Source organism: Psychrobacter alimentarius, from assembly GCF_001606025.1.
GTDB lineage: Bacteria > Pseudomonadota > Gammaproteobacteria > Pseudomonadales > Moraxellaceae > Psychrobacter > Psychrobacter alimentarius.
The window spans coordinates 1,504,806-1,517,341 of sequence record NZ_CP014945.1; the positions used below are offsets into that span (position 1 = coordinate 1,504,806).

General features: G+C 45.0%; 11 protein-coding genes. 5 read left to right on the forward strand and 6 right to left on the reverse strand.

Features of this window, described 5'->3' with window-relative positions; all coding sequences use genetic code 11:
• Positions 1–24: 24 nt before the first annotated feature.
• The 5 genes from A3K91_RS06195 to A3K91_RS06215 form a co-directional block, all read right to left on the reverse strand.
• Entirely contained in the window at positions 25–1,512 is a 1,488-nt protein-coding gene (locus A3K91_RS06195) for an aldehyde dehydrogenase (RefSeq protein ID WP_062844481.1), read from the reverse strand.
• A gap of 64 nt (positions 1,513–1,576) precedes the next feature.
• Positions 1,577–2,614: an LLM class flavin-dependent oxidoreductase gene (locus A3K91_RS06200; protein WP_062844482.1), complete on the reverse strand. Its 1,038-nt coding sequence runs from the start codon at positions 2,612–2,614 to the stop codon at positions 1,577–1,579.
• A 79-nt stretch (positions 2,615–2,693) separates the two neighbouring features.
• Positions 2,694–3,605 (reverse strand): flavin reductase family protein, encoded by a 912-nt coding sequence (locus A3K91_RS06205; protein WP_062844483.1) that lies wholly within the window; start codon positions 3,603–3,605, stop codon positions 2,694–2,696.
• Positions 3,606–3,639: 34 nt separating this feature from the next.
• Positions 3,640–4,479, reverse strand: coding sequence for an alpha/beta fold hydrolase (locus A3K91_RS06210; RefSeq protein WP_062844484.1), 840 nt, complete (start codon positions 4,477–4,479; stop codon positions 3,640–3,642).
• A gap of 13 nt (positions 4,480–4,492) precedes the next feature.
• On the reverse strand, positions 4,493–5,095 hold the full coding sequence (locus A3K91_RS06215) for an amino acid synthesis family protein (RefSeq protein ID WP_062844485.1): 603 nt from the start codon (positions 5,093–5,095) through the stop codon (positions 4,493–4,495).
• Between the two features lie 200 nt (positions 5,096–5,295).
• Between A3K91_RS06215 and A3K91_RS06220 the strand changes: the two genes are divergently transcribed.
• The 3 genes from A3K91_RS06220 to A3K91_RS06230 are packed head-to-tail and all read left to right on the forward strand — an operon-like array spanning position 5,296 to position 7,822.
• Positions 5,296–5,949, forward strand: a complete 654-nt coding sequence (locus tag A3K91_RS06220; RefSeq protein WP_062844486.1) for a GntR family transcriptional regulator — start codon at positions 5,296–5,298, stop codon at positions 5,947–5,949.
• Positions 5,950–5,965: 16 nt separating this feature from the next.
• A complete protein-coding gene (locus tag A3K91_RS06225) occupies positions 5,966–6,352 on the forward strand; it encodes a carboxymuconolactone decarboxylase family protein (protein WP_062844487.1) in 387 nt (128 codons plus the stop codon).
• A gap of 18 nt (positions 6,353–6,370) precedes the next feature.
• Positions 6,371–7,822 (forward strand): NAD-dependent succinate-semialdehyde dehydrogenase, encoded by a 1,452-nt coding sequence (locus A3K91_RS06230; RefSeq protein ID WP_062844488.1) that lies wholly within the window; start codon positions 6,371–6,373, stop codon positions 7,820–7,822.
• A 133-nt stretch (positions 7,823–7,955) separates the two neighbouring features.
• On the opposite strand, the gene A3K91_RS06235 is transcribed toward A3K91_RS06230, so the two are convergent.
• On the reverse strand, positions 7,956–8,900 hold the full coding sequence (locus A3K91_RS06235; protein ID WP_228139927.1) for a LysR family transcriptional regulator: 945 nt from the start codon (positions 8,898–8,900) through the stop codon (positions 7,956–7,958).
• A 137-nt stretch (positions 8,901–9,037) separates the two neighbouring features.
• On the opposite strand from A3K91_RS06235, the gene A3K91_RS06240 reads away from it, so the two are divergent.
• Both A3K91_RS06240 and A3K91_RS06245 read left to right on the forward strand, forming a co-directional pair.
• The gene (locus tag A3K91_RS06240; protein WP_062844490.1) at positions 9,038–9,478 is read left to right on the forward strand and encodes a DoxX family protein; all 441 of its coding nucleotides are present in this window, start codon (positions 9,038–9,040) and stop codon (positions 9,476–9,478) included.
• A gap of 611 nt (positions 9,479–10,089) precedes the next feature.
• Positions 10,090–12,456, forward strand: coding sequence for a FepA family TonB-dependent siderophore receptor (locus A3K91_RS06245; protein WP_062844491.1), 2,367 nt, complete (start codon positions 10,090–10,092; stop codon positions 12,454–12,456).
• Positions 12,457–12,536: the final 80 nt, after the last annotated feature.

A 12,536-nucleotide genomic window follows, 5' to 3' on the forward strand; every position in this document is an offset into this window, starting at 1 on the left:
AATGTAGCTGACTACACCAGTTGGTTATCTCATGATAAAAGGATTAGCCATCGGCTCCGCCGAGATATTAATCCATGTCGTTTTTGTGCGTGTGTATTGCAGTACAGACTCGCTACCAGCTTCTCGTCCATAACCTGATTGATTGTAACCACCAAACGGTGCGGTTGGAGAGATAGCACGGTATGTATTAATCCAACAAACCCCAGAGTGGATTTGTTTAGAGACACGATGGGCGCGCGCCAAGTTTTGTGTAAACACACCTGAACCCAAGCCATAGACGCTGTCATTTGCCATGGCAATGGCTTCGTCTTCGGTATCAAATGCGACCAATGACATAACAGGACCGAACATCTCAATGGTTTGCGTTTCGATGTCCGTATTCGGACATTCTACGAGCGTTGGACAAAAATAGTTGCCGTTTGCCAAATCCGCATCTTCAGGAGCTTGACCACCAAAGCGAATGGTTGCGCCTTGTGCGACTGATTTTGCTAATGTGTCTTTGATACGCTCAACCTGTGCTTTGGTACATAAAGGCCCAACGTGTGTCTCAGGATTTAGCGGATTGCCAATAACAATACCCTTGGCTTTTTCTTCTACGCGTTTGATGATTTCAGACAAGATAGAGCGATGAACGAAGCCGCGAGAGCCTGCCACACAAGACTGTCCAGAAGCGCCAAAGTTGCCAGCGATCAAGCCGTTAGCAGCACTCTCCAAATCCGCATCTTCAAAGACAATGATAGGAGACTTGCCGCCAAGCTCTAAGCTTGTGACCGCAAAACTATTGGCAGAGTTTCTGACCACGTGACGCGCCGCTTCAGGCCCACCTGTAAAGGCAATTTTATCGACATCAGGATGACTGGTCAGCGGAATCGCGCAGTTTTCGGCATCGCCTGTGATGACAGAGACCACTCCTTTAGGGAATCCTGCTTGCTCAATCAATTCAGCAAACGCAAACATAGGACAAGGCGCGACTTCTGATGCTTTTAAAATAATAGTACAGCCCGCCGCTAGGGCTGGGCCAAGCTTAGTCGATGTTAAGAACATCTGGGCATTCCACGGTACGACAGCGGCGACCACACCGATGGGTTCACGAGTGGTGAAGACATGCATGTCAGGCTTATCAATCGGTAACGTCGCGCCTTCAACTTTATCAGCAAGACCCGCGTAATAACGGTAATAGTCACTGACATAGCGGGTTTGAGCGACCGTTTCGTGAGCCAATTTGCCACTGTCTGTCGTCTCAATCTCACCAAGTCTCTCAGCATTCTCTTCGATCAGTTCAGCCAAGCGGTACAATAATTTACCACGCTGAGTGGCGGTCATTTTTGCCCATTCAGGATTGTTAAGGGTGGCTTTTGCGCCGCTGACCGCGCGCTCAACATCTTCAGGGCTGGCACAAGCAAACGTTGCCCATGCTTCGCCAGTCGCAGGATTATAGCTGTCCAAGCGTTGGTTGTTACTGCCTTCGCACCACTCACCGTTGATATAAAGCTGGTAATGAGGTTTGGTCATGGTGATTCTCCAAATTTTTTAGGTTGTCTGTTTAGCCCGCACTAGAGTAAGAGACTCAAAGTATTTATGCAAACGCAGGCATGACATCATCAATAAAACGGCGTAACGAGTCGCGTTTTTGTTCATACGTCATACTAGAGTCGATCCAGAATGCAAATTCGTCATAGCCCAATTCTTCATAGACTTTAAGCTTTTCAATGACTTGCTCAGGCGTTCCTATTGGCATGTTTTCTAACATTTTTTCAGGCGCATACATATCGATTGCTGCCATTTCTTCTTCGCTTAATGGCTCAAGCAAGCCTTGACGAATTGGACGTTCGTTTTTGAACCATGCACCAAAGTAGCAGTAAAAGCGGCTGATAGATTTTGCTGCTGTTGCCACATCATCGGCATTACTACCCACATAAGCGTGCTGTAATAACATGATTTTTGGGTTCTTACCTTCGCCATGCTCAGCTTTGGCATTTTTAAATGCCGTCATGAGGTTTTGAATTTCGGTCATGCCTTGCCACAGTGGGGTGACTTGCACATTGCAGTCGTTTTCTACTGCAAAGTTATGGCTATGAGGGTCACGAGCTGCAATCCACATAGGCACGCCGCCACTTTGTACCGGTTTTGGCGCTGAGGTGGTCGATGGGAATTGGGTATATTTGCCATCATGGGCGTAGTCGCCTTTCCACAGTTTTTGGACGGCAGGGACAAGCTCTCGCATGCGCCCGCCAGCTTCCATGGCATCCATACCCGGCATCAAGCGCTCGTATTCAAAATTATAAGCACCGCGCGCGATACCTAAATCCAATCTGCCGCCTGTGATAATGTCTGTCATGGCAGCTTCGCCCGCCAGTTTGATCGGATGCCAGAAGGGTGCAATCACTGTACCCGTACCTAAGCGCACGTTTTTGGTGTGATGGGATAGATCAATCAAATTTAAAAATGGGTTGGGGGCGATGGTAAAATCCATACCATGGTGTTCGCCTGTCCAGATAGCGTGCATTCCGCCTTGGTCGGCCATTTTTGCCAGCTCAATAAAATCATTATGGAGCTGTTCATAAGATTGTGATTCGTCGAGGCGTTCCATGTGTAGGAATAGTGAGAATTTCATAAGGCATATCCTTTGCTATTTGTTTTTACTGACTGTATTTACAGGTCATGTTTGTTTAAGTGTCGTTTATGTATAAAATTTAGTGGACGCGACCTTGCTCTTCTTGGCCGACATAGACACCATAAAGACCGTTTTCGCTCTCTGCGGCGTAGCGAGTCATCATCGAATTCATGGCTGAGGTCGCAAAATCTTGTTTTTCAATATCATCGATTGCGACGTATTCACCAAGCTCTTTGGTCTCTGGCGAATTTGCAATGGCGCGGTAAAAGATATAGTTGGTATTGGTTTTGGTATTCTCATAGATTGAAAACACAGCGCCCAATTGCGCATCTATACCGTTATCTGTCAAAAACTGTTTGATGGCGCTGACCGCGTTGGTATTGTCATCGGTTGTCGTATTGGGTAAGACGGCTTTACCTTCGCTTTTGTTGATAATCACTTTACCGTTATGCTCGATAATGACGCCAACACAGACGTGTTTTTCTTGGGTACTGATGTCTGCCGCTTCGCGCTCTAATGCCAAACTAAAATAACCGCCTGATGCATAACCCAAACCATGGCCTTCACGGTTAGAGAAATTCAGTACTTCTCCCACCAAAAGATTGTGGTCACCTGCGTCGAGGTTACGTTCGGTTTTACAAGAAAAATGCGTGAGCGCACCATCGATAACAGGGTTGCCTTGCTCATCTTTGTGCCACTCAATCTGACTAAAACGGTCTTCTTTAGAGCTGGCAAATATGTTCGACACGGTCTGTTGGTCTTCACTTAAGATGTTGACAACAAAGCTTTCACAGTTAGCAAACACATCAAAGGTAGATAAAGATTTTGCTGGGCAAACCAGCAGTAATGGCGGATCAAGCGATACCGAGGTAAAAGAGTTGGCTGTAAAACCGACAGGCGTACCATCTTTACTCACCGCTGTAATCACGGTCACCCCAGTCATATAACTGCCGAAGGCGTTGCGGAGCATTTTAGGATCAAGTTGTTTCATGAGAACCTCTTTTTCAAATTAGGCATATTTTAGATTACACATTGGCCGTATGGTGCGAGTCGCACTGGGCAAAAAACCTTTCCAAGGCACTATTAACGGCATTGGCGTGTGTCATTTGTGTCATATGGCGCGCTTCTGGAACAATAACAGCATTGGCATTTGGCAAGATATCAGCCATCGTGAGCGACATCTTAGCGCTAGAATTGATGTCCATCTCCCCCGTCAGCAATAATGCAGGAACAGTAATGGTTTTGAGCTCTGCTGCTGGAATACCGCGCAGATGTGCAAACATTTGATAAGCTTGCGCGTACCCCAAACGGTTACCATTATTTAGCCATGAGCGGCACAGCTCTGCCTCGTTATCATATTGCGGATTACCATCGAACCATCTGGCAATCGGCTTATCAGTCACATTTTGCTCAAGATCATTAAGTAGTGATTCAGCGCGAGTTTGTACATCTTGCGCCGCATTGTCAGGACGATTATAGATGGCGTTGAACGCGGCAACGCCTCTAACGATTTTTGGGTAACTGACCGCCGTTTGTAATGCAGTCATTGCGCCTAAAGAGTGTCCAACGATAATGGCAGGCTCTCCAACCACGTTTTGGATAAAGTTGTTTAGAGCCGCGGCAAAGTCTTCTAACGTAAGCGTGGGATTGGGCAATAAATCGCTTTCCCCATGTCCTGGCATATCAATCACATAGCAACGATAACGGTCGTTAAAGGCTGATACCTGCTGATACCAGCTTTCTGCTCGCAAACCCACGCCATGAACAAAAACGATGGGAGTGGTTTTGTCGTTTTCATGATTACTGTCTTGATTACCACTAGAGTAATAAGCAATTCCGTTAGAGATTTCGCGTGACCATTTCATCAGTAGATGCTCCTTAAACGGCGGCTGGATTATTCAAATCATGACCGAGATCTTTTAAATCTTGGTAACGATCACCAATGCGATGATGGGGACGACCACCAGTGGCACCGCCTAACACAATCACCACTTCATCGTCGCGAGGCGCATCAGGAATAGCAAATTGAATCGTCAAATAATGAGAGCGGCGACCAGCATCATCTTTGTCCATCAGTGGAACCATGATAGGAGTGTTGGCTGTGCCGCGCGTATTGGTAAAGGCTAAATACGTATTGGCAGACAAGGCTTCACGATAAAAATTACCAAAATGTAGGGTATGAATCAGACCTGATGCGTGTTCGATTTCGCCATTTAAACCCACCACAGCGGCTTTGCCATAAGCTTCAATCTTGTCAGCCCCGCCTGCTAAGGCAATGATTTTGTCAGTCAGTAGCTTACCTAAGACAGGTGCGAACGCTTTGATTTCGGGTTGCAAATCTTCAGCATAACGACCAGCCCATGGGTTGGTCACAACAGCTGCAACCGCAAACATGCGTAGAGGTGTGTCGGCTGACTTGTAGCCTTCAATCAAGGTCTCTTCTTCAAAAGTGACAATCTTTCTGATTTCTGGTTTTTGCATGATGACTTCCCTTTAGTAATAATCTCTAGTAATAAATGGTTTCTAACAATATTGGTATACCATAATACGGTATTAAATAAATTACTAGCTTTTTTTGAAAAAAAATATTATGGTATACCATGATACGAGGTACAAGCTTACTGCTTTTTTGCGCCATACTCGCTATACTTCTTTTTTACATCTAAGAGAGCAGAGACCTTATGTTAGAAAAAGTAGAAAAACCAAAGACCTTAAAAGACACAGCGCTAGAGCAATTGCGCTTGGCTATCATGATTGGACAGCTGGCACCAGGTCAACGATTGGTAGAGCGTACTATTTGCGAGCAGTTGGGAGTCAGTCGCACCGTGGTACGAGAGTGTATAAGGCACTTAGAGAGCGAGCATTTGGTGACTTTTTCTGCAGGTGGCTCTTCAGTGGCTGTGCTCGAGAGCGATGAGATTCGCCAAATCTATCATTTGCGTGCCATGCTCGAGAGTGAAGCGGTTCGTCATTGTGCTGAGCAAGCCAGCCCTGAGTTAGTAGAATTATTGCAAGAAGGGTTGATTCAAATTCGAGACAACTTGCATGCAGGGGATGTGGTCGAAGCACTCGCGCATTCTTATGCCTTTTACGAGCGTCTCTTTGTGACGGCTGGCATGACGGTTGCGTGGGAGTTGACAGAGCGGTTGAATGGTCGTATCGGTCGTTTGCGCTTTATGACCTTATCGACCAAAGAGCGTTCTGTTAAAGGCCCAAACAATCTACAAGAAATCGTCAACAATATTGCCAAAGGTGACAGTAAAGCTGCTGTCAAAGCTTGCCGCAAACATATCGATGAAGCCTGCCGTATGGGTTTGCATCTCAATCAACAATAAATAATAGGGAAGAGTCATGGATAAAACACGATTTGAACTTGGTCTTACCAAGCGTAAAGCCACGTTAGGTGCTGAATATGTAGAAAAAAACCTACAGGCAGCCGATGATTTTAACCGTCCGTTTCAAGAAGCCATGACAGAATGGTGCTGGGGTTTTGGTTGGGGTGATGAGGCCATCGACGCCAAAACCCGTTCACTGATGAACCTAACCATGATTGCGGCACTCGGCAAAATGCATGAGTGGGAGCTGCATCTAAATGGCGCCATTACTAATGGCTGTTCTGTGGAAGAAATTCGCGCCACAATTCATGCCATCGCAATCTATTGCGGTGTACCACAAGGCGTAGAGTGCTTTCGTATTGCCCGTCAAGTATTGACCACACGCGGATTATTAGAATCCTGAAACCTGCTGGAGAGAGAGATGCAATTAAAGAACGATGCGTTGTTTAGACAACAAGCTTTTATCAATGGGGTGTGGTGTGATGCTGATAATAAGCAAACCCATGAAGTACTGAATCCGGCGACAGGGGAGGTCATTGGTACGGTACCAATGATGGGAGCTAATGAAACTCGCCGTGCCATTGAAGCTGCGGACACTGCACAATCAACATGGGCAAAAAAAACGGGTAAAGAGCGCAGTATCGTTTTGCGTCGTTGGCACACGCTGATTGCCGAAAACATCGAAGATTTGGCATTGCTGATGACCCATGAGCAAGGCAAGCCAATCGGTGAAGCCAAAGGGGAGATTCAAAGCGGACTGGATTATCTAGAATGGTTTGCTGAAGAAGCGAAACGGGTTTATGGTGATGTGATTCCTGGCCACATGGCAGATAAGCGTCTGATCGTCATCAAACAACCTGTTGGGGTTACCGCAGCCATCACCCCGTGGAATTTTCCACACTCAATGATCAGCCGTAAGGCAGGGCCTGCCTTAGCAGCGGGTTGTCCAATGATTGTAAAACCTGCGATGGAGACGCCATACTCAGCATTGGCAATGGCGTATCTGGCACAGCAAGCGGGTATTCCTGACGGCATTTATAGCGTAGTGACAGGTGATCCAGTGGCAATTGGGGAAGAGATGACCACAAACCCGATGGTCAAAAAAATCAGCTTCACCGGTTCAACGCGCGTGGGCAAAATCTTGATGAAACAGTGTGCGGATACGGTCAAAAAAATGTCGATGGAGCTGGGTGGCAATGCGCCTTTCATTGTTTTTGACGATGCAGACATAGACGCTGCCGTTACTGGTGCGATGATGAGTAAATATCGCAACAGTGGGCAAACATGCGTGTGCGCCAATCGCTTATTTGTGCAAGCGGGCGTTTATGAAGCGTTTTCACAAAAACTGGCAGAACAAGTACGCGCCATAAAAGTGGGCAATGGCTTAGAGTCAGGTGTAACACAAGGCCCGCTAATTTCAAAAGCCGCTGCTGATAATACAGAAGCATTGGTTGAAGATGCCAAAAACAAAGGCGCGACGGTTCTGTGCGGTGGTCAACGAGTCGATGCGGATAAAAATTTCTTTAATCCAACCATTCTGACCGATGTCAACAATGACATGCGGATTGCCAATGAAGAAATCTTTGCGCCAATCGCGCCGATTTTCAAATTTGACACAGACGAAGAGGCAGTTGCCTTAGCCAATCGTACTGAATATGGCTTGGCGGGTTATTTTTATAGTCGAGACATTGGCCGTGTTTGGCGTATCGCTGAAGCGCTTGAAGTCGGTATGGTCGGCGTCAACACAGGTATGTTGACCACAGAGTTGGCACCGTTTGGCGGGGTTAAAGAATCTGGTATGGGGCGTGAAGGATCAAAATATGGTATCGAAGAATATGTTGAAACCAAATATATCTGCTTAGATATCAACTGAGATAACTGACAAATATCATAACGCGCGACTGAAATAAATTTTTCTTGCTTGCTGTACTTTCATCGACAGAGGCTACGTAAAATATATTTCAGCCACGCTGTATTTATTTTATAGTGGATTAAAAACAAGCTTATTATTTTGCGGGTATCGGTTTATCCCAGTAGGGTGGTGACCCGTAATACCCTTCGATAAAATCAATAAAGCATCGGATCTTATGTGGCAGCAGTTTTCTATGCGCATAAACCGCATACAAGCCTAACGTTTCGGGCTCATATTCAGGTAGCACTATCACCAGCTTGCCTTCTACAAGGGCTTCACTGGCAATAAAAGTGGGTTGCAGCGCCAAACCCGCACCTGCTATCGCCGCATTGACCAGCAAATCTCCGTTATTACTGCTCAAACCACCATCACGCTGACTGCTCTCTATACTCAGCCATTGATAAATCTCTTCTTTATTGCTTCTTTCCATATAGCTGTAATGTAAATAACGATGGTTTTTTAAATCTTCAGGGTTGCGAGGCACGCCGTATTTTTTAAGATAGTCAGGCGAGGCACATAAGATGACTCGAATAGGCGCTACTTGCTTGGCAATCAATGAAGAGCTTTTGAGCTGTCCAATACGAAGTGCCACATCAAAGCCTTCTTCAACAATATCTACCTTACGATCCGTCAGCTGTAAATCGACATTGACTGAAGGGTAGAGGGCCTGAAAATCTGTGATGAGTTGCGCCATGTGTTTTAATGCAAATGAAACAGGCGCGCTGATTCTTAGTGTCCCTTTGGGTTTTTGTTGAAACCCGCCCAATTTGGACTCCATGTCATCGATACTTAATAATATTTGCTGTGCATGCTGAAAATAATGCGTACCAGCCTCTGTTAGACTGACTTTACGCGTAGTGCGATTGAGTAATCGTATTTCAAGACGTTCTTCTAGCTTTGATACATATTTGCTCACTAACTGTGGCGACAGTTGCATCGCGGTTGCGGCATTACTGAAACTGCCTTCAGTGACGACTGACACAAACGCTCGCATGGCATCGATTCTGTCCATTACTGCTGGTTTCCTTGAGACATTCATGAAGATATCATTATCAACATTCTGTTGTTAGTTATTTGCTATTAGTTATCTTACTCTTTTGCTTTGTTGATAGTAAAGTGTATTGCCTTATCGAGACAAACAGACGTCTCCACATACATTTTATAGAGTAACCACAAATGACAAATTCAACCTTAAACAAAATCTTCCTATCAGAGGCTGGCATAGCCGCGCTAGTACTGCGTGTGCCAGTTGGTCTCATTCTAGCAGCACATGGCGCGCAAAAGTTATTTGGCTGGTTTGGTGGTAATGGGTTGGCAGGTACTGCTGGATGGATGAGCAGTATTGGTATTGAGCCAGGTTATTTGATGGCCATATTGGCTGGCAGCGCTGAATTTTTTGGTGGTTTAGCATTGGTATTAGGATTATTGACCCGACCAGCAGCAGTGGTTGCCGCATTTACGATGATCGTCGCTATTTTTTCGGTACATATTGGTAATGGTTTATTCGCAAGTAATAACGGTTATGAGTATGCGCTGACGTTATTGGTTGTATTGGTTTCTTTGGCGATACAAGGCGGCGGCTATCTAAGTCTTGACAATCAGTTGGCAAAAAAATAAAACGTCTGTCATTGTTATACTCAATCACGATGATTCAGTCAAAAATTAATCTTATGTACCCAATCAGCCTTTGCACGCGTCTGCACAGATTAGTCGTCTTGCGCCGCGTGTTTTTAGAGCATGATATTATCTAGATAAATCACTTTTGTGATTTCATCCTTTACAAAACTACTCATACTTCTGCCACAACTAACCTTCCTCATTCTAAGATGGTTATTTTAACCATCTCCATAACTGCATGATAATTATATTAAAATATCTTACTATAATTTGTAAACAATAATAATTATCATTATTGTTTGTATTATCCTTACAATGTTGCTAAAGTGTGCATTCTTTATTGCTGAACAGTTAACTGCTGTTCGGTTTTTCTGTTTTAAAATGTGACCTGTATCAATATGTTGACCGTTTAGTGTCTATCAGTTGCAGTCAGAGAAAGACAGTTTTTATTTTTTTGATCAAAATTTTTATTATTTTTGGTCAAAATATAAGCGCACTTTAGCCTGACATTATTTATTTTTGCATAATGTGTGCGTGCTATTACTGAGCTTTCCTTGATGGATGACGCTGAAAGGTATTGATAGAAACAAGTACTTTCAGGATTGTTATTTATGCCGATGTTATCAACACCTTCTTATAAAAAACCTGTTCATACAAAAAAATTACCACGTTTTGGCACCAACCAAGCGCTGTTAAGTATTGCTGTTGCCTCCATTCTTAGCACGACAGCAGTTGCGGCAGAAAATAATGCGCTGACAGCGCAGCAAACCTCTGCACAAAACACAGTGGCACAAGATATTGCTGAACAGCAAGAGATGCCAAGCACTGAGTTAGATACCATTGTCGTCTTAGCGGCTAGGGACGAGTTGGTGCAAGCGCCGGGTCTGTCTATCATTAGTGAAGAAGCCATCGAAAAAGCATCGATCTCTAATGACATCTCAGAAATCGTGCGTAAAATGCCAGGCGTGAATCTGTCAGGCTCGTCTACGTCAGGCCAGCGTGGTAATCAACGTCAGATTGATTTGCGCGGTATGGGCCCGAATAACACGCTTATTTTGATCGATGGTCGGCCAGTCACTTCTCGTAATGCCGTGCGTCCTGGTCGTGGCAGTGAACAAGATACTCGTGGCGATTCACAATGGGTACCGCCAAGCGCCATTGAACGTATCGAAGTATTGCGTGGACCTGCAGCGGCTCGCTATGGTTCTGGTAGTATGGGTGGTGTGGTAAATATCATCACAAAGGCACCGACCAAAAAAGAATTTTCGGTGTCAGGACATTATGAGTTGCCAGACAGTGATTTTGAAGGCGACGATTGGCGGACTAACATCAATATGGCAGGCCCGTTGACGGATAAGCTGTCCTTCCGTACCACGCTTGGCTATCATGAGAGTGAAGGAGACGATCCTTATATTAATGCAAAAGATGCAGTCATTGTTGATGGGCGTGGTGGTCCAGAAGCCTCTGTTGCGGCAGGTCGTGAAGGGGTCGAAAATATAGACGCTCGCCAGCTTTTTGAATACGCCATGGATGCGATGAATACCGTTGGTGTTGAGGTTAATTACAGTAATCAAAGTAATCGCTGGGCGGGCGATTCACAATTTCAAACAATAAACGATGACTTGATCAATGCATTAGCTGGTCAAGAAACCAACAAAATGGAGCGTTATGGCGCTGCATTCACTCATCGCGGTGAATATGACAATAGCAGTAGTAATAGTTACTTAGAATATACGCGTACCGTCAATGAGCGCCTTAACGAAGGCAACGCAGGTCGTAATGAAGGCCAAATTTCAGTTCCTGGTGAAGGAGAAGAGTACACTTGGACAGAAGCAACTTATGACACGCTAAATGCAAAATCAGAGTGGGATATCTACTTTGACCGTCATACATTGACCGCGGGTGCAGAATTCCGTGGTGAAAAACTGGACAATCCAGTGGTTTCTACATTGACGTTTGATGAGGGGTTTGAGTTTGGTGATACAGAGACTGATCCTTCTAAGCGTGATTCAAAGACAGATTCGTATCTAGTAGGTGCTTATTTAGAAGACAATTATCAACTTAATCCTGATTGGTATATCACACCTGGCATCCGTTTTGACTATCATGATCAGGCTGGTAGTAACTGGTCACCTAGTATTAATACCACTTGGAATTTCAGTCCGAACTGGTCGGTAAAAGCAGGTGTTAGTCGCGCATTTAAAGCGCCCTCACTTTATCAGCTTGATCCGAACTATATCTACTATACGGGTGGTAATGGCTGTCCATCTAATGTACCGCTCGATCAACGAGGCTGTTACGTCTTGGGTAACTCTGACCTAAAGCATGAAACCTCTTGGAACAAAGAGTTGACCTTTACTTATAAAGACAATGATGGGCTCAATGCAGGATTAACTTACTATCATAACGCCTATGACAATCGTATCGGTGCGGGTGTAGATCGTGTGGGTGTAATAGGTGTCGTGGCTGATGGTATTGCCGCAAACCGATCTGTATTTCAGTGGGAAAACCAAGGCGATGCAGTCATTGAAGGTCTTGAAGGATTTGTAAAAGTACCTGTTACAGATACCGTCACATGGTCAACCAACTTAACAGGAAACATTCGCTCAGAGCGTAAAGATACGGGCGAGCCGCTATCGTTAATTCCTAAATTCACAGCGAACACAAGCGTCGATTGGGATATTACCCCGCGCTGGAATACAGATTTTGGCGTCAGCTACTACGGAACCATCGAGGCACCTAATATCTCTGTGACGACTGGCGATGAGCTTGGTACTGCAAAACTTGACCGTGAACCTTATGCTCTTGCTAATGTGAGCACCCGCTATAATCTGACGGACGCTATCACCATTGGCGCTGGTGTCAAAAACTTATTTGATAAACAAGTCAAACGAGAAGGCACGACGACCAATGCTGGTGCGCGTACGTTCAATGAACCCGGTCGTTACTACATCTTTGATGTCAGCGTTGATTTTTAATACTGATTCACTTTGATAAATAGGTTTTTTGCGAAAATAAAAGGTTTGGGTATATGCTCAGACCTTTTTTGATTGTGCTT